This is a genomic window from Oceanotoga sp. (genome assembly GCF_030445905.1).
GTDB classification, from domain to species: domain Bacteria; phylum Thermotogota; class Thermotogae; order Petrotogales; family Petrotogaceae; genus Oceanotoga; species Oceanotoga teriensis.
Map to the genome: position 1 here is coordinate 1 of NZ_JASUSU010000010.1, position 20,148 is coordinate 20,148.

The following is a 20,148-nucleotide window of genomic DNA, read 5'->3' on the forward strand; positions in this document are numbered from 1 at the left end:
GCTGGTTCTCAAGTCGTTGAGTGGAATGTTCAAATGGCAGGTGCTTTGGTTGCTGCTTTACCCACTCTTATCGTTTATATCGTTCTTGGTAAGTATTTCCTAAAAGGTCTTTTATCTGGTTCTGTTAAAGGTTAAGTTTATATCAAAAAAACAGGAGTATTCTCCTGTTTTTATTAAAAGGTGATAATATGTTATGTTATACTTATATATTAAAATGCTCTGATAATTCATTGTATACAGGTTGGACAAATGATTTAAAAAAAAGGTTAGAAACTCATAACTCTGGAAAAGGTTCAAAGTATACGAGAAGTCGTTTACCTGTTGAAATTGTTTATTTTGAAGAGTTCAAAAATAAAAGTGATGCAATGAAAAGAGAGTATGAAATAAAAAAACTCTCCAGAAAAAACAAATTAATATTAATTAAAAAAAACGGTTTAATTTAAAAACTTTTAAAGGCTGTTTATCTGTTGCTACAACAAATGAAAAATCATCTATATTAGTTGCTGCTCCAAAATCGCCATCTTTATTCATACAAACAACAGATATATCCCCAGCTTTTCCTCTTTTATCTGATAATTTTTTATGAAGCTTAAAAACAGCTTTTTCAGCAGATTCTTGAGGACTCATACCGATTTCCATATTTCTAACTATTTCATATGAAATACTACCTTTCATTATATCTTCGCCCAAACCAGTTGCTGTAGCTCCACCTATATCACTATCAGCATAAAGTCCAGAACCAAAAAAAGGCGAATCACCAACACGACCTTTTAATTTCATAAATAATCCGCTTGTAGATGTTGCACAACATATAGTTTTTTTAAAATCCAAAGCTACCATTCCAACTGTATCATGACCATCATAAGGAGATAGTCCTTCTTTCATGACTTTTTCTCTTCTTAAATTCCATTGTTTCATCGCATTTTCAGTTAACATATTTTTTCTTTTAAATCCATTTAAATCCGCGTATTTTTCTGCCCCTTCAGCAACAAGAAAATTATTAAATCTATTTTTCATAAGAGATCTTGCAATTGAAACGGGATTTGAAAAATTTTTTATTCCAGCTATACCGCCAATAGATAAAGTATCTCCATTCATAAAAGCTGCATCTAATTCAACTTCACAAAATTCATTTGGCAATCCACCAAAACCAACAGAGCTAAATTCTGGATTGTCTTCCACATCCATTATAGCTTCTTCTAAAGCTTGTTCAGAACTAAAATTTTTTTCAATTAATTCAAACCCTTTTTTTATACCTTCAAATGCCATTTCCCATGTTGCTATAATACCATAATGCATAGCATCACTCCTATTTCCATAAATCTTTTTTACTCGTAGACACGGCATAAACTCCATTTGAAAAAAGTTCATTTATTTCTTCTTTATTTCTTATTAGACCTCCAGCAATAATTTTAGTATTTATATTTTTGTATATTTCTAAAAAAAATGGTGCTGCAACTGAAGGTAATATTTCTATCATATCAGGTTTTGTATTTATAATAACATTTTTTAATGCATTGAGTGAGGACGAATCTATTAAAAATACTCTTTGTATGGTAAAAAAATCAAATTTTTTAGCTGCCTGAATGACTGTATTTCTTGTGGATATTATTCCATCACACATATCATTTTTCTTAAGATATTCTATACCTTTTTTGTCTATAGCTATTCCAGAAACGAGATCAACATTGACTATTAATTTTTTGCCATATTCTTTAGCTCTTTCATGTAAATCTTTCAATTCTACCAAAGAACCTCCAAGTAAGAATATAGAAGCCATTTTAGAGTTTAAAGCCTCATCATAATCATTAATGTCTCTTACAGCTGGTATAACAGTATTTTTCTTGAAAAATATCATAAAAATCTCCTCCTGTAAGTATTTAATTCTATTATACTAAAAATATTAAAAAATGACCCTTGATAAATCAAGGATCATTTTGATAAAATTTATTCTTTTTCTTCCCAATCCATAGCTCTTTTTACTGCTTTTTGCCATCCTTTATATTTTTTTATTCTATCGGATTCTTCCATTTTACTTTCAAAAGTCTTATTAACTTCCCATATATTTTGTATATCCTTCTCACTTTCCCAAAACTTAACTGCAAGTCCTGCAAGAAATGCTGCACCCATAGCCGTTGTTTCGAGTACAGAAGGTCTTAATACTGGAACATTCAATATATCAGATTGAAATTGCATTAAAAAGTCATTTGCTGCCGCTCCACCATCTACCTTTAAAGCTTTTAACTCTATACCAGAATCCTGTTGCATAGCTTCTAAAACATCTTTAGACTGATATGCTAAAGATTCAAGTGTAGCTCTTACAAGATGTTCTCTCTTTGTTCCTCTTGTTAGACCTAAAATAGCTCCTCTTGCGTACATATCCCAATACGGTGCTCCAAGTCCTGTAAAAGCAGGCACAACATAAACACCTTCTGTATCTTTAACCAGATTAGCATAATATTCTGATTGAGGTGCATCATATACAAGTCTTAATTCATCTCTCAACCATTGTATTGCAGCTCCAGCAACGAATATACTACCTTCTAATGCATAATAAACTTTATCTTCTATACCCCATGCTATAGTTGTTAAAAGACCATTTTTAGATTCAACAGGTTTTTCACCAGTATTCATGAGCATAAAACAACCTGTACCATAAGTGTTTTTTGCCATTCCCTGTTGATAACAAGCTTGTCCAAAAAGTGCTGCCTGTTGATCTCCTGCAATTCCAGCTATTGGGATATTAGATCCTCCAAAAGTTCGTTCATCTGTGTAACCATATACACAACTTGAAGGCTTAACTTCTGGAAGCATAGATTTAGGTATATTTAACTCTTCAAGTATTTCATCATCCCATTTTAATTCTTTTATATTATATAGCATAGTTCTTGATGCATTGGAATAATCTGTCACATGAACTTTTCCCCTTGTTAAATTCCATATGAGCCATGTATCTATAGTTCCAAATAATAATTCCCCTTTTTCAGCTTTTTCTCTTGCACCATCTATATTATCTAAAATCCATTTTATTTTTGTTGCTGAAAAATAAGCATCTATTACAAGACCTGTTTTTTCTTTTATCCTTTCTTCCCAACCTTTTCTTTTTAACTCATCACAAATGGCTGCTGTTCTTCTACATTGCCATACAATGGCATTGTAAACAGGTCTTCCAGTATTTTTATCCCAAACGACAGTTGTTTCTCTTTGATTTGTTATACCAATTGCTGCAACTTCGTCTGGTTTAACTCCTGCCGTTTCAAGAACTTCTCTTGCAACACCACTTTGACTTCCCCATATTTCCATTGCATCATGTTCTACCCAACCAGATTTTGGAAACATCTGTTTAAATTCTTTCTGAGAAACTCCTTTTATTTTGCCATTATGATCAAAGAGTATAGCTCTTGAACTTGTTGTTCCTTGATCAAATGAAAGAATATATTTTTTCATAATTGTATCCCCCTTTTGTTCTTATACACATTTTATTTAAAATATTAAGTTAAATGTAAATGCACCTATAATACCACCTATAATAGGACCTATTACAGGCACCCATGAATATTTCCAATCAGATTTACCCTTGCCATGTATGGGTAAAATAGCATGTGCTATTCTTGGTCCTAAATCCCTCGCAGGATTTATTGCATAACCGGTTGGTCCACCTAATGACATTCCTATAACAAATACTAATAAACCAACAGATAATGCAGATACTCCATTTTGTAAATTATTTGTTCCTATAAAAAGAATACCAAAAACGAGCATAAAAGTCCCTATAATCTCTGTTAACATATTTTTACCATAATCTCTTATGGCTGGTGCCGTACAAAAAACAGCTAATTTACTTTCTTGGCTTTCAGTTTCTTTCCAATGAGGCAAATAGGTCAACCAAACCAATACTGCACCAATAAACGCACCTATTAACTGAGCAAATATATACATAGGCACTTCAGCCCAAGGAAATTTTCCTATTGAAGCTAATCCAACTGTAACAGCTGGATTCAAATGAGCTCCACTTACTTCACCAGAAGCAAAAACTCCCATCGATACTGCTAAACCCCATGCAAAAGTTATGACTATCCATCCGGAGTCTTTTGCTTTCGACTTATTTAAAGAAACCCCAGCAACAACTCCATCGCCCAACAATATCAGAACAGCTGTTCCAATAATTTCAGCAACAAATGTCGACATTTTCCCCACACTCCTTAATATATAATTACACCTTAAGGGAGTTCTTCTTTTTCAACAGATCTTGTAGATATTATATTCACATCTTCATAAATTTTTTTAATTAGAATATCCCCCCTTTTAACAGGTGCTTTAACTACTGTTTTTCTTATTATTTTCATAGCTTCTTCAACAAATTTTAAAGGTAATGGTTTATCAGACTTTACAGATGTGAGAGGCTGTTTACCATTCTTAACGAGAATACTTGTAACAAGAGTTCTCTTGGGATCTATTATTTCATCTATAACAAATTGCCTTCCTTTTTCACATCTGTTTCCTTCAATACTTTCTATAGTTTTATCTTCATAAAATTTTATTGTAACTTTACATCCAACAGGGCAATTAACACATGTCATTCTCTCTTCAAACAATTTCATAAGCTTTCACCTCTATAATTTCATTAAAATTCTTTATATCTCTTAATTGAATTTTTATCATTTCCGAAGGAATAGCTTCATTTATAACTTTTTTTATTCCATATTCAGGTATTTCTATGCATATTTTATTAAAAGGTTTTTTTACTCTTAAAAAAAGTTCTCCTTTAAAATCAGTGTTTATATATGTAGGATACATTATTCCTATATTTTTGCTTTTTTGAAGTTTTATGATTTTATCATCTTCATAATCTTTTAATGCTTTTTTTGCAGCAAATCTTCCGGCTTTTTCTCCTTGTGCTGCAACATAATCAACTAAATCAAACACTACAGTGCAATTACCAGCAGCAAATATCCAATCGGCAGATGTTTGATTTGTATTGGAAGTTATAAAGCCATTATCATGATTTAAAAAGTCAAAAGGTTTAATATTTGGTATCAATCCTACAGAAGATATTAAAGTGTCTACTTCAAAAATCATATCTTCTCCATCTACATAATTAAATCTTTCATCTACTTTTGTAGTTAATATTTTTTCAACTCTTTCTTCTCCACTTATTTCTTTTACAGATCTTGAAAGATATAGAGGTATATTAAAATCTTTTAAACATTGTTGAATATTTCTTTCAAGCCCTCCAGGATATGACATAATCTCAATAACAGCTTTAACATCAACTCCCTCAAGAGTAAGTCTTCTCGCCATTATAAGTCCTATATCACCAGAACCGACTATTAAAGCTGAATTTCCTGGTTTCAAATTCATTAAATTCATATATCTTTGAGCAAGTCCTGCCGAAAAGACTCCTGAAGGTCTTTTACCAGCTATTCCTATAGACGAAAATGGCCTTTCTCTTGCCCCTGTTGCAATAACCATAGTTTTTGTATTAATCGTATGAACACCATATTTATTAACAAGAAAAACAGATTTATCTTTATTAACTCCCAAAATATATGATTTTGGTAATATTCTTATCTTTGGATTAAAAATTTTTTCTTGCATAATCTCTTTAAATTCAGGACCAGTTAAATCTTCTTTTAGATATTGAAGTCCAAAACCATTATGTATACATTGATTTAAAACTCCACCAACATCATCTTCTCTTTCAACTAAAATAACTTCGGCATTTTCATCTGCTGCACCTAATGCCGCTGCTAGACCAGCCGCTCCACCGCCAACAACAACAACATCTGTATTATAAATCATAATCTCACCTCTGAATCAATAATCCAAGTTCCTTTTTCATTCATAACAATATCTTCTGGTTTCTTATTCAATTCTTCTGCCAAAATTTTTACTATTTTTGATGAGCAATAACTTCCTTGACATTCTCCAAAAGATGCCCCTGTCAAAAATTTTATATCTTCTAAAGTTTTTGCACCTTTTTTTATAGCCGCTTTAATATCCTTTTTGCTAACTTTATTGCAGAAACATACAAGTTCTCCAGCTTCTGGATCATTTTCAATTCTTTCATTCCAAAGATCTATATCTTCTTCATTAAATACTCTAAAACTATCTACTTTAGGATTAAAATCTTGTCTTTTTAAGAATTTTGTATTCATTTCTTTTTTTATAATTTCATCAACAACATATTGAGCAATTGCAGGTGCAGCAGTCAATCCAGGAGATCTTATTCCACTTACATGTACAACATTTCCCTCACCTTTTCCTATATAAAAATCTTTTTCAGCCGTTTCAGGTCTTAATCCAGCAAATGTTTTTACAGAATCTTGTCTATAATTTATTTCTGGAACTAATTTTAAACCTTTTTCTCTTATTTCAGAAAGACCCTCATTGGTATTTGAAAAATCTTTTTTATCTCTTATTTCTTGAGCATTTGGTCCTATTAAAAATCCACCATCTATAACAGGAACTACTAAACATCCTTTAGATATTTTATTGGGTATTGGAAAAATTATAGAATTTACATATTTAAACTCTGGTTTTGTGAGATAATATTCTCCTTTAACAGGATATATCTTTGGAACTTCATCTCCAAATAATTTTGCTATTTCATCTGCATATAAACCTGCAGCGTTTATAACTATATCTGCTTCAAACTCAAAATCATCTTCAAATTTTAATAAATATCTTTTATCATTCATTTCAACATCTATGAGTTTTTTATTAAAATAAAGTTTTCCACCATTCATTTCAACATTTCTTGCTGCTTGATGAGCCACCATCCATGGATTAACTATACCTGCTATAGGACAGTAAAAAGAAGCTATTATATCTTCATTTACCTTAGGTTCCATCTTCTTTAAAGTTTCGCCTTTTATAATTTGATATTCTTCAACTCCATTTTTTATAGCTTTTTCCACCAAGGAATTTATATACTCTAAATCCTCTTCTTCAAATGCAACTACATGTGATCCACATCTTTTTAAATCAAAAGATAGATCTTTTGAAAGTTCATCATACATTTTATTTCCTTTATAACTCAACTTAGCTCTCAATGTATTGGGAGTATCATCATAACCACCATGAATTATTCCAGAATTAGCTTTTGAAACCATTCTTCCAGGTCCCGATTTTTCATCAAAAATAGCTACATCCTTCTCATATTTAATTAATTCTCTTGCAATTAAAGTACCTACAACACCAGCACCTATTACAGCAATCAAAAAGGTCACCTCCAAAAAAATAAAAACCACATAGCTTGAGCGTTAAAAAACGCTTAATCTATGTGGCTTTCTCATATTCTCCGCCTTTTATTCAATTTCATATATTATAGCAAATTCACAAACAATTTTGCAAACTCATTAAATTTCAAATAAGAGCAGTTATCTCGAAATATTCAGATTAAATATCTATATAACTTCAAATATTCAAAAATTAATAAAATAAAATTAATATTTTCACAATATTAAAAAGCCATATCAAATTGATATGGCTTTTTTTAATTTATATTCCAAATATACTCAAAATATATTCCAAGAATTAATATTGGAATATTTTCATTAGATGGTTTATAATATTTTATATTATTATGTTCAGACTCTGGCTCTGCATCAACAAGTTTAAGTTTATTAAATATATATCCTTCATCAGCTCTAAATCCTATACTTAAATTATTAAGAACATTGAATTTAAAGTAATTTTTCCAAATTAATTTATTTTCAAGTACAGATTCATCTAAAAGTTTTGTACTATTTTTATGTCCATCTATTCCTGAATTCCAATCAGGTTTTTCATGCCAAGGATTGGCTGGTGATTTGCTACCTGAAACAGAATATTCTATACTTCCCTTATACAATAAATCACTTGAATTCTTTTCATTATTATATGTAATCATAAAAGAAATATTATTTTCACCATTGTAATACCCAATATAATTATCTTCATTTAAAATAGTTTTATTAATAGTTTTAACCTCATACTCAACATCAGGATAATAAGTATATCCATACATAGTATTTTGAGTAGAATTACCATAAGGCTCAAATGTATACTTAGTTGCTCCAGCATGATAAAGACCTATATTACCAAAATTCGTATCGAAATTTCCACCCAATGACCATGCTATTTTATCTGGATTTTGATATCCTTCTGGTTTTAAGAATCTATTCATATTTATATCATCAACCAATATTTGAGCATATGCATAATAATAATCTTCTTCTATGTCTATTAAAAATCCCATTATAGAATTATCATTTCCATTTTGCTGCCAAGGATTACCTGAACTTACATTTATATACTGAACAAAAAAATTTGGTATTGGATTCAAAAAATACTCCGCATCAAAATATCTGCCAGTATATACTATAGAATCTTGATATGCAAATCTTATATTTCCAAATTTTAATCCATAAACTTTATAATTGGCACCTCTATCTGGATAAGAAAGGGCAGAATTTTTATTTAACCTAATCCATCTCGATCCATAAAAGAAATTATCATCTTCAAATCTAAAGTTTAAAATCATTGAATTATTTCCCAGAGAAGATATAAAAAGTGAATATGGTGAATGAACTTCATCATAATGTTCAAAAATTCCAGCATCAAACTCTATATTTTCATATTTCATTGATACTCCACCATTATTCATATAATAATAGTATTTATCAAGTCCTCCGCCTTGTCCAGTTCCATATTTTTCATCACTATTTAAAGACATATCGGCCAAAAATTTAAAATATTCATATTCATGACTTAAATCAAATCTCATTTCAGTTGAAAGTTTATCAAAATCTAATTTTGGATTTAAATTAAATTTAACATCAAATGAAAATGATAAAATGGATATGATAGAAATCAATAAAACTGCAATTTTTTTCATAAAATTCAGCTCCTTATACTTTTTTATACGTATATTATACAATGTCATCTTAAAATTAATATATAAAATAAAAAAAGAATAAGAATTTAATATTAAAAACAGACTTTACCTTTACCTGATCTTTTCACTTCATACATTTTATCATCGGCTATTTTTATAAAAGTATCCATATCAAAGTTTTTATCGTATTTTGATATTCCACCACTCATAGAAATGCTTTCAAAAAAATTTATACTTTGAATCGAATTCTTTATTTTAAAACAAAATTCTCTTATATAATCATCATTTTTATTGTTAAAAAAAACAACAAATTCATCTCCACCATATCTTCCTATAAAATCATCTTCACTTATATTATTTTTTATTATTTCTACAACTTTTAAAATTACTTTATCTCCTTCTAAATGGCCATATTTATCATTTAAATTTTTAAAATCATCTATATCAAACATCATTAAATACATATTCTTATCAAAAGTATTCTTTAAACAAAATTCAACCTTTTCAAAAAAATGATTCCTATTAAAAATTCCAGTTAAAGGATCATTTTTAGCCAATTTTTCTAAACTTTCTTTTTTACTTTTCAATTCTTGAAAATATATATACATCAAAAAATATAAAGATAAAAATATTGTTAATATTTGACTGTATACAGATAAAATTTTTTCATGTATACTTTGTTCTCTATGAAACATACTCGGATTAAAGTATTGTAAAAATATTAAAAAAGTTATCATAATAAAAAAAGATAAAAAAGCTACTTTTTTTCTATTTCCATCTAAACTTAAAAACAAATATACTATAAATACTGGAAAATGATATGGTACGGTTCCCAATATACCACCATCTAATATCCAAATTATGGGATAAAAATTAATAATAGTAATTATATATACTAAAAAATGTATATTTTTCGTATAATCAACAAATTTTGTAAACAAATAAAATATCAAATAACATATGCCTATAAAAAATAATATAAATCCAAATTCAGTATTAAATCTTAGAAAATTCATAAAAGAACCTTGTAAACAAGCCAAAGTTCCAGTGAGACAGGAAACATAAAAGATCTTTTGTTCTAAGGAGTTTTCTTCCCCTCCAAAAATTAAATCTAAAAATTTATGATTCATAGAAATCCTCCCAAAAAGATATCATATACGAACTAATTATAATATATAATCTTGATAATTCTTTTTAATTTATTAAAAAATAGAAACATTTTCATTATATTTATATAAATCTTAATATTTTATAAACATAATATTTTGCAAAAGATCTATATATATTCTTTAAACTTTTATTAATTTTATTATTGTAAGATTTAATTATAATCAAAAGGAGGGACTTTATTATGAAAAGAGTATTAATTTTATTATTATCTTTAAGTATTTTCAGTTTATCTTTTGCATTCGATATAGTTGGAGGTGGAACTTATAACACTCATAACTTCGACTATTATATCGACAATGAAAAATCATCTGTTGATGAAGACATTAAAGAACAAATTTCAAAAGGGTATGGTGCATATGCTGGAATGGCCTTGTATTTAAATCATAACTTAGGTATAGAAGGAGGAATTGATTGGTTCAACAGTTCTTATAAAAACTCAGATGGCAGTTTCTCAATTTCTCAAAATACATTTGGACCATATGGTGCTTTAAAATTAAAGGTAAATATACCAGCAACTCCATTTTCTTTTGATGCAAAAGCAGGTTTAATTTACTATATGAATGAAACTACTTCAAAAGGATCTATTGGTTCTATATCTTTTACACCAGGTGAAAAATATACCGGTATGGGATATGTACTGGGTGCTGGATTTAATTATGAAATAAAAAATGGATTTAATATAAATCTTAATGGTAATTACAGAATAGCTAAACTTCCTTTGACTGAAATAAAAACAATTTCAGATGATAATTATAAAAAATATGAAGGTACGAAAAAAGAATTAGATTTAGGTGGTATGAGAATTGGAATTGGTTTAAGTTTAGAATTTTAATTAATGATCAAATAAATATAATGAAGTAATAAATTAACATGTTTGATTTATAATTATATTAAAAGTAAATAAAAAAGAAATTCCAGGGAGTGCTCCTATTGCTGGAGCTGAGACAGATATAGCAAATCTGGAACCCGTGAACCTGATCCAGGTAATACTGGCGGAGGGATGGACAATATATAAAAAATAATATTTATATAAAATCAAAAAGTACTCCGCATGATGCGGAGTATTTTTTATATTAAGGGGGAAAATTATATGCAATTTGTAGAAGAAAATCTTATTAAAATGCGTGAAAAAAATCCTGTAATACAATGTTTTACAAACAATGTGGTTACAAATTTTACAGCCAATGTTCTTTTAAGTAGTGGAGCCTCTCCAATAATGTCCTATTGTGAAGAAGAAGCAGAAGAAATGCAAAATATAGCTTCTGCACTCCTTTTAAACATTGGAACTTTAGATAAAACAACTTCAGATCAAATGAGATTTCAAGCAAATATTTCAAAAAAAACTAAAATTCCAGTAATAATAGATCCTGTCGGTGCTGGTGCCAGTAAATTGAGAACTAATTTAAGTATAGAATTAATAAATAAAGCTAATACAAAAATAATAAAAGGAAACTCAGGAGAAATAGCTGCAATAAATGGAATAATAGGAAAAACTCGTGGGGTAGATGCAACTATTTCTGAAGAATCTTTTACATCTAAAATTACTATAGAAACAGCTAAAAAATTTGATTGTACAGTAGTTACAACTGGAAAAATTGATTATATTAGTGATGGAAATAGAATTGCAAAAATTTTTAATGGATCAGAAATGCTACAAAAGATTACAGGAGCTGGATGTTCTTTAGGTGCTTTAATAGGTGCTTTTATTTCTATAACAGATCCTTTTGAAGCAGCTATTTCTGCTGTTGAATTTTTTAATATAGCAGCTGAAATTTCTGAAAGGGAAAAAAAATTTCCTGGATCTTTTAAAATAAAACTTTTAGATAATTTAATGAAATTAAATAAAGAAACTATTTCAAAAATGAAAAGAGTTGAAATAAATGAAATTTAATAAAGACATATTAAAACTTTATATGATAACTGACATTAATTATATGGATGAGAGAGAAAGTGTTTTAAAAGCTGTAAAAAGTGGTGCAACTTGTGTACAATACAGAGCAAAAAATACCGATACAAAACAAATGATAGAAGTTGCAAAAGATCTAAAAAAAATTTGTAATCATCATAATGTTCCATTGATAATAAATGATAGATTAGATATTGCTCTTGCAATACAAGCAGATGGAATTCATATAGGTCAAGATGATATGCCTATAGAAATAGTAAAGAAATACGCCTCAAATATGATAATTGGTGTATCTGCTTCAAATATTGAACAAGCTTTAATAGCTGAAAAAAAAGGTGCCGATTATATAGGAGCTGGAGCAATTTTTTCCACTCAGACTAAAAAAGATGCCAATTATATGGGAATAGAATCTTTAAAAGATCTAATGAAAAAAATAAAAATACCTGTTGCTGCAATAGGTGGAATTAATTTAAAAAATATAAAAAAAGTTTTAAAAACTAATATAGATGGAGTTTGTATAATATCTGCCTTGCTATGTTCTAAAGATATAGAAAAGACAACTAAAGAATTTTTAAAAATAATAGAGGAGGAACATATATGAATTATAAAGCAAAAGCATTAACAATTGCTGGCACAGATTGCAGTGGCGGAGCAGGTGTTCAAGCAGATTTAAAAACTTTTCATACTTTTGAAGTATATGGAATGTCTGTAATAACAGCAATAACAGCTGAAAATACACAACAGGTAAAATCAATTCAAGACATAGATCCTCAAATAATTTCAGATCAAATAGATATGGTTTTTGAAGATATAAGACCCGATGCATTAAAAATAGGTATGGTTTCAACAGAAAAAACTATAAAAACTATTGCAAAAAAATTAAAAGAATATAAATTTGATAAAATAATATTAGATCCCGTAATGGTTGCAAAAGGTGGAGAATTTCTATTGAAAAAAAACAATGAAAAATTTTTAATAGAAGAATTAATTCCAATATCATATCTGATAACACCTAATATACCAGAAGCTGAAATAATAAGTGAAATGGCTATTAAAAATATAGAAGATATGAAAAATGCCTGTATTAAAATATATGAAAAAGGAGCTAAAAATATTCTTTTAAAGGGGGGACATTTTAAAGGTGAAATTGCAACAGATATATTATATGATGGATTTAATTTTTATGAATACTCAGAAAAAAGAATCAATTCAAAAAACACTCATGGAACTGGCTGTACAATATCGGCAGCAATAACTTCATTAATAGCCCAAAATTATACATTAAAAGATGCCTTAACTATAGCTAAAGATTTCATAACAAAAGCTATAAAATATGCCCCTAAAAATATTGGACATGGACATGGTCCACTGAATCATAATATAAAACCAGCAAAAATTCAACATTTTAAATATCATGCAAATGATTATGATAAATGGTTCAAATCAAATAAAATATTATTCGAAAATGAATTAAAAGCACAAAAAAAGGCTTTAAAAAATCCCGAAAAAACTCTTGCTGTGGGTATTGGAGATGGTCTTTTTGCAAAAGAACTTGGAATTAAAGAGGGTATAGAACCTTCAGAAGATATGGCAAAACTCGCTAAAAGTAAAGGATTAGATGTTAAAATAGGATATGCAGAGGAGTTACCTTATGATGATGAAAGTTGGGAAAATGTTTATCTCGGCACTATAATGGCATCTGTAAATGATAAAAGAAAATCTATACAAGAGGCTGTAAGAGTATGTAAAAAAAATGGAGAAATTATAGTTTCAATATTACCAAAAGAATCCTCTTTTCCTTTATTATATGATTTATCTTATTTAAAAGGAGAATTTGATAAAAAAATATCTCCTGAATATCCTTATCCTTTAGAGTTTTTAAAAGATGTTAAATGGGCAACTGTAGAAGAAGTTTCTGATTTAATGAAAGAATATGGAATAAAAAATATTGAATATATTCAAACACTTACAATGCATCCAAAATACTCAAACATAATAGAAGAAGAACCAAAATCAGGGTATACTCATGGAGATTATGTAATAATAAAAGGTGTTAAAAAATGACTAATATAGAATTTTTAAAATCAAAAAATAAATTAATAATAGAAAAAATAAATAATAATCCTTTTATAATAGAGATCTTTCAAGGTATTCTTCCAAAAAATAAATTTATAAAATATATTAAAGATGATTATGATTATATTTTCAAAGCCATTAAAAATTTAAATATCATCGCATCAAAAGCAAGAAATGAAAAAGAATTGATCATCTTAAATAATTTAATAAACAACGCTGTGAACAGCGAATTTCAAAGTTATTATAATATAATAAAAGAGTTAAATATAAATTTTGAAGATATCAAAAATTATAATAATTCAAATATAATGAAGAAATATCTATATCATTTGGAAAACTCTTCCAAAAAAGGATTTCAAGAAGGTATAATTTCAGCTTTTTCATGCTATTATTCTTATTATTCTTTAGCTAAAAAAAATATAAATCAACTATCAAAAAATAATTCATCTATATATAAAAAATGGTGTGAAGATCTTTTAAGTATTGAATACAAAAATGTAATAATAACCTTTGAAAATATTATAAATGACTTCAATGATATAGAAAATATGAATGTTTACTTTGCAAAATCTTTAAACTTTGAAAATCAAATATTTGATCATTATTATGAAAATGGAGAATAATAATATGAATATACTATTGACAAATGATGATGGAATAAAAAGTGAAGGAATTAAGATTTTAGCTGAAAAAATATCAAAATATCATGATATATATATTTGTGCTCCAGAAAAGGAAAATACTGGCATGAGTGGTGCTTTAACTTTTTCTGATTCAATAAAAATTAAAAAATTTTCATTGAATTGTGGAGAAAAAGATTCTTATTATGTTACTGGAACTCCCGCAGATTCTGTAATAATGGGACTCGATCATGTATACAAAAATATTAAATTTGATATAGTATTATCTGGAATAAATGATGAACCAAATATAGGTGATGATATAAGATATTCAGGAACTGTTGGTGCAGCTTTTGAAGCTGCTTTTAGTGGTTATCCAGCTATTGCTCTATCTTTAGAATATGGAAATACAAAATATTATAATTCTATAATAAATGTCTTAATAAAAATCTTAAATAAAAAACATATACCAAAAGGTACTATACTAAACATAAATTCGCCAAATAAACCTGATTATCAAATAAAAGGAGAAAAATACGTAAAGCTCGGTAGAAGACGTTATTCAAACAGGATAAGACAAAAAAATAAGGATGAATATATAATATATGGTGATTTAATAGAAGAAAAAAATGATTCAAATACAGATAATTATTATATTCAAAAAGACTATATCACAATAACCCCTTTAAAAATAGATAATACAGATTATAACTTTTTAAAAAATAATAAATAAAAAATCCCAGCAAAGCTGGGATTTATTTTTAATACAATTCAATTATATCATAAAAATTACCTTTTGTCAATAAAATTTAAAAAAACAATAGATTACAATTAATTATTTATATTGGATAATTCTTCATATAATGATTCAATTTCTTCTATAATTCTTGGTGATGGTCTTAATATCTTTGAAGAATCTACTAAAAGTATATTTTTATTTTTTCCAGCATTAGTTTTATTTATCATAGGACTTGCATTCAATATATCTTCTGGTTTTTTTATACTCATAGCACCTATTAAAAAGTCTGGGTTTTCTTTCAATATATATTCTGGACTCAAAATAGGTCTTGCCGCTGTTATTCCATTAGTAATATTTTCAACTCCCATGATTTCAAGTATCTGGCCAGGAAGAGAATCTGCATTAAATCCCATTATAGGATTTGTACTGTATAAGAATGCCCCTTTCATATTTAAAGGTTTTTTCTTTATATCTTTTTTTATTTTTTTCAATAAAGCTTTTTTAGTCTGTGCCATTTCTATTGCTTCTCTTTCTTTTCCAAAGATTATTCCAGATATTTCCAAATTATCTAAAATATCTTCTATACCATCTGCACTCATAGTTAAAACATTTATATCATGTCCTCTAAGTGTTTCTCCAAACTCTGTAATCATACCATTTAGTATTACTAGATCGGGTTTATAATAAAGAACTTTTTCAAGTGATGGTTTAGTTATAGTTCCAACTGTTTCCATATTAACAGTTTTATCATAAGGCCATATAGGAGATCTCGATGTATGACCTATCGCTTTAACTTTATCTTCAGCACCTAATAAAAAAGCAACTTCAGTTGTAGATGGATCTATTAAAACTATACTATTATACTCTTTAAGTTCTACTGACCAATCATTTTCATCGAAAATTTTACCATCTTTTATACTTAAAGAAAATGCACTTACCATTAAAACCATTATAAATAAAGTAGAAAATACCTTTTTCAAAACTACACCTCCAAAATTTATTTATTAAATTCAAACTCATTCTTTATTATTAAACCCAATAAATCAACAGCTATATTATTGCCCCAAAAAAGTCCTTCATTTGTAAGGACATATTTGTTTTCATCTTCAAAAGCATAATCATTTTTAACATATTCTTTTAATCTTTTTTCAAGTAAATCCATAGAATATTCTGAAATTTCATTTTCAAAATATTTTAAATCATATTTTGCATATTGCATATGACCTAATATTTTATTATATTTTTTACTAATTTCATCTGTATATGAATAAAATTGCATCTCTGGACTCATATTAAAAACACCCATATTAGCCACATTTCCACCAGCACCTATTCCAACGGGAAATGTATCGGCATTATCATATCTGAGAGTTATATATCTATACTTATCCCTATTTTTTCTTCTTATTTTAGAAAGTTCAAGAATTTCATAATTATTATTTATGTTCTCAAGAAATTTATTATGTAAATTGATTTCCCATTCATTTGTTCTTTCAAATTTAAATTTCCCATTTTCAATCATACTTGCAAGAGCTGAACCTGGTTGTATCATAAGACTATAGAAACTCGCACTATCAGCCATAACTTCACAAGTTAATTTAGCATCATTTATCACTTCTTCTTCCGTTTGATCGGGATAAGCATATATGATATCTATACACATATGTCCATCAAAAATATCTCTTAAATGATTCAATCTTTTCAAAATTTCTTTTTGATCATAAGTTCTATTCAACAATTTCCTACCTCTATCTGAAAAAGTTTGAATACCTATACTCAGTCTATTAACTCCATAATTTTGCATAATTTTTAATTTTTCATCTGTTAAATTATGCAAAGTCGTTTCAAATGTAAATTCATAATCTTCTGAATATTTTAAATTTTTGGTTAAAGAATTTAAAAGTTTATCCATTTCACTTTCAGAATATGTCGTTGGAGTTCCTCCACCGAAATATAAAGCATCAAATGGTTTCGATTTTATATATTCTGTTTTACCTATCCTTTCAAATTCAGAAACAATATAATTTGTATATTGTTCCATACCATTTTGTAATAATTTTCTATTTAAATTACAAAATGTACAAAGTTTGTCACAATAAGGAGTATGAACATATAAAACCCTTTTATCATTTTTTGGATAACTATCCATAACCTCTTCAAAATCTTTTTTTGTAAGCCTTTTACTTTCAATATATGGTTCAAGTATATCTTTTAAAGCTCTACCTGAATCATGATGTGATCTATATCTACTTTCAAACATTCACAACACCTCTTCTACCATTGCATACAGGAATTATATAAGGGGTTTCATCATCTTCATAAATGACTTTAGAATCGAAACCGTATATATCTTTAAGAATTTTTTCATTCATTAACTCTTTTGGTTTTCCACAATGTTCTATTTTTCCTTCTTTCATTAAAATTAGTTCAGAACAAAATATGGAAGCAAGATTTAAATCATGCAAAACAGCAACAGCTGTTAAATTTTTTATTTCAACTAAGTCTCTAACTGTACTTAAAATATCGACAGCATAGTTCATATCAAGAGCTGATGTAGGTTCATCTAATAAAAGCACTTCTGGTTCTTGACATAAAGCTCTTGCAACTAATACTCTTTGAAATTCTCCTCCAGAAAGGCTCAAAACACTTCTATCTCTAAAGTTTTCAAGATTAAGTTCATATATTATTTTATTACAAACATCTCTATCTTTTTTTTGAAATCCACTCCATTTATTCTTTAAATGAGGAATTCTTCCAAGCATTACAAAATCTTCAACATTAATATTCATACTGAATCCAGATTTTTGAGGTACAAACCCTACTATTCTTGCCGCCTCTTTTCTTGTTATACTCTTCAAAGATCTTCCATTCAATAAAATTTTCCCAGATTCAGGCTGAAGATAACCGAGAACATTTTTAAGTAATGTAGATTTTCCAGATCCATTAGGTCCAAGTATCCCTGTAAATTTACCTTTTTTTATATCTATATCTATATCTTTTAATATATGCTTATTTCCATAATTAAAATTGAGTTTTTCCGTTCTTATCAATGAAATCCACCTCTTTTGCCCTTTAATGCAAGATATAAGAAAAATGGAGCTCCAAAAAATGAAGTTATAACTCCTATAGGTATTTCAACCGGTGCCAATATAGTACGTGCAATAGTATCACTTGCCAATAAGAATATTCCTCCAAAAACTGTAGCCAAAGGTATTAATTTAGAATTAGAACTTCCAACAAACATTCTCATAATATGTGGAACTATTAATCCAACAAAACCTATCATTCCAGTAAAAGCAACAGAAAAAGCAACTATTAGTGACGCTGTTATTAACATAGTTTTTTTTAGTTTTTCAACATTAACACCCAAAGCATGTGCTTCTTCTTCGCCACTCAATAAAGCATCTAATTCATTTCTATTCAAAATAAACAAAATTATAGAAAGGATTAAAGGAAATATCATCATAACTATTTTAGACCAACTCGCACCACCAAGATATCCCATAGTCCACATTATTATTTTAAAGGAATCTTCACCGATTAAATACATAGTAAAAGATGTAAATGCTCCTAAAAATGAAGAAACGGCGACTCCAACTATCAATAAAGTAGATGTATGAGTCTTCTTAGATGTCCTTGAAATTTTAAAAATCATAAAAGAAGTTATAACAGATGTAAAAAAAGCCATTATTCCATACATATAATCTGGCAAATTCAAAACAAATGAAAGTACGGCTCCAAATGTCGCACTTGCACTTATACCTATTATATAAGGATCGGCAAGAGGATTTTGAAATACCGTCTGAACAACAGTACCCGAAGATGCAAGCATCATTCCAGTGAGTAAAGCCATTATTATTCTTGGTAATCTAACATCCATAACTATAGTTTTTACAAAATCATTATCAACATCTTTTTGAAAAAGTGTCATAAGATCTGAAAAAGTTATTTTTACACTTCCTGAAAAAAGAGATATAAAAAATATAACTATAAATACTACAATAACAATAGGAATTATTTTCTTCATATTTCACCACTCTTTATTTTTTTAAACTAAATATATTTATGTAGTTATACCTACATTATATCAAAATAAAAAGTAGGTGTCAATAAGTTTTTAAGGTTAAAACATCAAATTTTATTGACTTTTTGATGTATTTTCTATATAATATCAGTAGATTAAACTACAACAAACAGGAGGTTATTTATGAAATCAATTTTAATTTATTCTACTTTAACCGGAAATACTAAAAAGGTTGCAGAAAGTATAAAAGAAGTAATGCCAGAAAATACCGATTTTATATCGATTGATGAAGCAAAAAATATTGAAAATTTTGATGATTATGATTTTATAACTATTGGTTATTGGGTAGATAGAGGAACTGCCGATAAAAAAACTTTAGAAGTTTTGAAAAATATAAAAAATAAAAAAATAGCTTTCTTTTTTACACTTGGAGCTTATCCTGATTCAGAACATGCGCAAAAATGTGTTGATAGATTTGAAGAATTGATGAAAAATAACAATAATGAGGTTTTGGGACATTTCCATTGTCAAGGTAAAATAGATCCAAGACTTGCAGAAAAGTTTAAAAATCTTCCACCAGATCATCCTCATGCTATGAATGAAGAAAGAAAAAAAAGACATGCTGAAGCTGCAAAACATCCAAATGATGAAGATTTTCAAAAAGCAAAAGATACTTTTTTAAAAATACTTTCAAATATTTAAACAAAAAATCATCGATTATTTAATATTTAA

At 27.9% G+C, this 20,148-nt stretch carries 21 protein-coding genes, 1 pseudogene and 1 riboswitch; of the genes and pseudogenes, 9 read left to right on the forward strand and 13 right to left on the reverse strand.

Annotation, left to right across the window (positions count from 1 at the left end; translation table 11 throughout):
- Both PWP28_RS13810 and PWP28_RS04240 read left to right on the forward strand, forming a co-directional pair.
- Nucleotides 1–135 (forward strand): annotated as a pseudogene (locus PWP28_RS13810) (carbohydrate ABC transporter permease); the annotation flags it as partial.
- 53 nt (nt 136–188) lie between these two features.
- Entirely contained in the window at nt 189–443 is a 255-nt protein-coding gene (locus PWP28_RS04240; protein ID WP_109606663.1) for a GIY-YIG nuclease family protein, read from the forward strand.
- Here PWP28_RS04240 and PWP28_RS04245 read toward each other — a convergent pair.
- From PWP28_RS04245 to PWP28_RS04285, 9 genes are all read right to left on the reverse strand, one after another.
- Complete coding sequence (locus tag PWP28_RS04245; RefSeq protein ID WP_109606661.1) at nt 421–1,299, reverse strand: N(4)-(beta-N-acetylglucosaminyl)-L-asparaginase; 879 nt, start codon at nt 1,297–1,299, stop codon at nt 421–423. The genes PWP28_RS04240 and PWP28_RS04245 overlap by 23 nt on opposite strands.
- 10 nt (nt 1,300–1,309) lie before the next feature.
- Entirely contained in the window at nt 1,310–1,858 is a 549-nt protein-coding gene (locus tag PWP28_RS04250; protein ID WP_109606659.1) for a glycerol-3-phosphate responsive antiterminator, read from the reverse strand.
- A gap of 89 nt (nt 1,859–1,947) precedes the next feature.
- A complete protein-coding gene (gene glpK, locus PWP28_RS04255; protein WP_109606657.1) occupies nt 1,948–3,447 on the reverse strand; it encodes a glycerol kinase GlpK in 1,500 nt (499 codons plus the stop codon).
- Between the two features lie 36 nt (nt 3,448–3,483).
- The gene (locus PWP28_RS04260) at nt 3,484–4,197 is read right to left on the reverse strand and encodes an MIP/aquaporin family protein (RefSeq protein ID WP_308644313.1); all 714 of its coding nucleotides are present in this window, start codon (nt 4,195–4,197) and stop codon (nt 3,484–3,486) included.
- Between the two features lie 23 nt (nt 4,198–4,220).
- Nucleotides 4,221–4,601 carry a DUF1667 domain-containing protein gene (locus tag PWP28_RS04265; RefSeq protein ID WP_109606653.1) on the reverse strand — a complete coding sequence of 127 codons (381 nt, stop codon included), beginning with the start codon at nt 4,599–4,601 and terminating at the stop codon, nt 4,221–4,223.
- Nucleotides 4,588–5,802 carry an NAD(P)/FAD-dependent oxidoreductase gene (locus PWP28_RS04270; protein WP_264149231.1) on the reverse strand — a complete coding sequence of 405 codons (1,215 nt, stop codon included), beginning with the start codon at nt 5,800–5,802 and terminating at the stop codon, nt 4,588–4,590. Before PWP28_RS04270 ends, PWP28_RS04265 begins: the two co-directional genes overlap by 14 nt.
- Nucleotides 5,799–7,223, reverse strand: a complete 1,425-nt coding sequence (locus PWP28_RS04275) for an FAD-dependent oxidoreductase (RefSeq protein WP_109606649.1) — start codon at nt 7,221–7,223, stop codon at nt 5,799–5,801. Before PWP28_RS04275 ends, PWP28_RS04270 begins: the two co-directional genes overlap by 4 nt.
- A 275-nt stretch (nt 7,224–7,498) precedes the next feature.
- On the reverse strand, nt 7,499–8,881 hold the full coding sequence (locus tag PWP28_RS04280) for a hypothetical protein (RefSeq protein ID WP_308644314.1): 1,383 nt from the start codon (nt 8,879–8,881) through the stop codon (nt 7,499–7,501).
- Between the two features lie 92 nt (nt 8,882–8,973).
- Nucleotides 8,974–10,011 carry a GGDEF domain-containing protein gene (locus PWP28_RS04285; protein WP_264149235.1) on the reverse strand — a complete coding sequence of 346 codons (1,038 nt, stop codon included), beginning with the start codon at nt 10,009–10,011 and terminating at the stop codon, nt 8,974–8,976.
- Between the two features lie 221 nt (nt 10,012–10,232).
- Here PWP28_RS04285 and PWP28_RS04290 point away from each other — a divergent pair, with 221 nt between their 5' ends.
- The 6 genes from PWP28_RS04290 to surE all read left to right on the forward strand — a co-directional run bounded on the left by PWP28_RS04290 (nt 10,233) and on the right by surE (nt 15,386).
- Entirely contained in the window at nt 10,233–10,883 is a 651-nt protein-coding gene (locus PWP28_RS04290) for an outer membrane beta-barrel protein (RefSeq protein WP_305081388.1), read from the forward strand.
- A gap of 75 nt (nt 10,884–10,958) precedes the next feature.
- Nucleotides 10,959–11,069, forward strand: a riboswitch (TPP riboswitch).
- A 72-nt stretch (nt 11,070–11,141) separates the two neighbouring features.
- On the forward strand, nt 11,142–11,942 hold the full coding sequence (gene thiM, locus PWP28_RS04295; RefSeq protein WP_264149237.1) for a hydroxyethylthiazole kinase: 801 nt from the start codon (nt 11,142–11,144) through the stop codon (nt 11,940–11,942).
- The gene (gene thiE / locus PWP28_RS04300; RefSeq protein WP_308644315.1) at nt 11,932–12,558 is read left to right on the forward strand and encodes a thiamine phosphate synthase; all 627 of its coding nucleotides are present in this window, start codon (nt 11,932–11,934) and stop codon (nt 12,556–12,558) included. Before thiM ends, thiE begins: the two co-directional genes overlap by 11 nt.
- The gene (thiD, locus tag PWP28_RS04305) at nt 12,555–14,021 is read left to right on the forward strand and encodes a bifunctional hydroxymethylpyrimidine kinase/phosphomethylpyrimidine kinase (protein WP_308644316.1); all 1,467 of its coding nucleotides are present in this window, start codon (nt 12,555–12,557) and stop codon (nt 14,019–14,021) included. The genes thiE and thiD overlap by 4 nt, the downstream gene beginning before the upstream one ends.
- Nucleotides 14,018–14,656: a hypothetical protein gene (locus tag PWP28_RS04310; protein WP_308644317.1), complete on the forward strand. Its 639-nt coding sequence runs from the start codon at nt 14,018–14,020 to the stop codon at nt 14,654–14,656. Before thiD ends, PWP28_RS04310 begins: the two co-directional genes overlap by 4 nt.
- A gap of 4 nt (nt 14,657–14,660) precedes the next feature.
- Nucleotides 14,661–15,386: a 5'/3'-nucleotidase SurE gene (gene surE / locus PWP28_RS04315; RefSeq protein ID WP_305081384.1), complete on the forward strand. Its 726-nt coding sequence runs from the start codon at nt 14,661–14,663 to the stop codon at nt 15,384–15,386.
- A 98-nt stretch (nt 15,387–15,484) separates the two neighbouring features.
- On the opposite strand, the gene PWP28_RS04320 is transcribed toward surE, so the two are convergent.
- From PWP28_RS04320 to PWP28_RS04335, 4 genes are read right to left on the reverse strand one after another with little or no spacing between them, the layout of a single operon-like run.
- Nucleotides 15,485–16,372, reverse strand: coding sequence for an ABC transporter substrate-binding protein (locus PWP28_RS04320; protein ID WP_305081383.1), 888 nt, complete (start codon nt 16,370–16,372; stop codon nt 15,485–15,487).
- Nucleotides 16,373–16,389: 17 nt separating this feature from the next.
- Complete coding sequence (locus PWP28_RS04325; RefSeq protein ID WP_308644318.1) at nt 16,390–17,652, reverse strand: radical SAM protein; 1,263 nt, start codon at nt 17,650–17,652, stop codon at nt 16,390–16,392.
- Nucleotides 17,645–18,442 carry an ABC transporter ATP-binding protein gene (locus PWP28_RS04330; protein ID WP_206050567.1) on the reverse strand — a complete coding sequence of 266 codons (798 nt, stop codon included), beginning with the start codon at nt 18,440–18,442 and terminating at the stop codon, nt 17,645–17,647. Before PWP28_RS04330 ends, PWP28_RS04325 begins: the two co-directional genes overlap by 8 nt.
- Nucleotides 18,439–19,419 carry an iron ABC transporter permease gene (locus tag PWP28_RS04335; RefSeq protein ID WP_109605014.1) on the reverse strand — a complete coding sequence of 327 codons (981 nt, stop codon included), beginning with the start codon at nt 19,417–19,419 and terminating at the stop codon, nt 18,439–18,441. The genes PWP28_RS04330 and PWP28_RS04335 overlap by 4 nt, the downstream gene beginning before the upstream one ends.
- A 180-nt stretch (nt 19,420–19,599) precedes the next feature.
- Here PWP28_RS04335 and PWP28_RS04340 point away from each other — a divergent pair, with 180 nt between their 5' ends.
- Nucleotides 19,600–20,118 (forward strand): flavodoxin family protein, encoded by a 519-nt coding sequence (locus PWP28_RS04340; protein WP_308644319.1) that lies wholly within the window; start codon nt 19,600–19,602, stop codon nt 20,116–20,118.
- Nucleotides 20,119–20,148 lie beyond the last annotated feature (30 nt).

Bases quoted from the DNA above. Each gene is read 5' to 3' on its own strand.
- PWP28_RS04290 (WP_305081388.1), top strand. From the start codon at position 10,233: ATGAAAAGAGTATTAATTTTATTATTATCTTTAAGTATTTTCAGTTTA.
- PWP28_RS04340 (WP_308644319.1), top strand. From the start codon at position 19,600: ATGAAATCAATTTTAATTTATTCTACTTTAACCGGAAATACTAAAAAG.
- thiD (WP_308644316.1), top strand. From the start codon at position 12,555: ATGAATTATAAAGCAAAAGCATTAACAATTGCTGGCACAGATTGCAGT.
- PWP28_RS04270 (WP_264149231.1), bottom strand. From the start codon at position 5,802: ATGATTTATAATACAGATGTTGTTGTTGTTGGCGGTGGAGCGGCTGGT.
- PWP28_RS04250 (WP_109606659.1), bottom strand. From the start codon at position 1,858: ATGATATTTTTCAAGAAAAATACTGTTATACCAGCTGTAAGAGACATT.
- PWP28_RS04280 (WP_308644314.1), bottom strand. From the start codon at position 8,881: ATGAAAAAAATTGCAGTTTTATTGATTTCTATCATATCCATTTTATCA.
- PWP28_RS04285 (WP_264149235.1), bottom strand. From the start codon at position 10,011: ATGAATCATAAATTTTTAGATTTAATTTTTGGAGGGGAAGAAAACTCC.
- surE (WP_305081384.1), top strand. From the start codon at position 14,661: ATGAATATACTATTGACAAATGATGATGGAATAAAAAGTGAAGGAATT.
- PWP28_RS04325 (WP_308644318.1), bottom strand. From the start codon at position 17,652: ATGTTTGAAAGTAGATATAGATCACATCATGATTCAGGTAGAGCTTTA.
- glpK (WP_109606657.1), bottom strand. From the start codon at position 3,447: ATGAAAAAATATATTCTTTCATTTGATCAAGGAACAACAAGTTCAAGA.
- PWP28_RS04310 (WP_308644317.1), top strand. From the start codon at position 14,018: ATGACTAATATAGAATTTTTAAAATCAAAAAATAAATTAATAATAGAA.
- PWP28_RS04240 (WP_109606663.1), top strand. From the start codon at position 189: ATGTTATGTTATACTTATATATTAAAATGCTCTGATAATTCATTGTAT.
- PWP28_RS04335 (WP_109605014.1), bottom strand. From the start codon at position 19,419: ATGAAGAAAATAATTCCTATTGTTATTGTAGTATTTATAGTTATATTT.
- thiM (WP_264149237.1), top strand. From the start codon at position 11,142: ATGCAATTTGTAGAAGAAAATCTTATTAAAATGCGTGAAAAAAATCCT.
- PWP28_RS04265 (WP_109606653.1), bottom strand. From the start codon at position 4,601: ATGAAATTGTTTGAAGAGAGAATGACATGTGTTAATTGCCCTGTTGGA.
- PWP28_RS04245 (WP_109606661.1), bottom strand. From the start codon at position 1,299: ATGCATTATGGTATTATAGCAACATGGGAAATGGCATTTGAAGGTATA.
- thiE (WP_308644315.1), top strand. From the start codon at position 11,932: ATGAAATTTAATAAAGACATATTAAAACTTTATATGATAACTGACATT.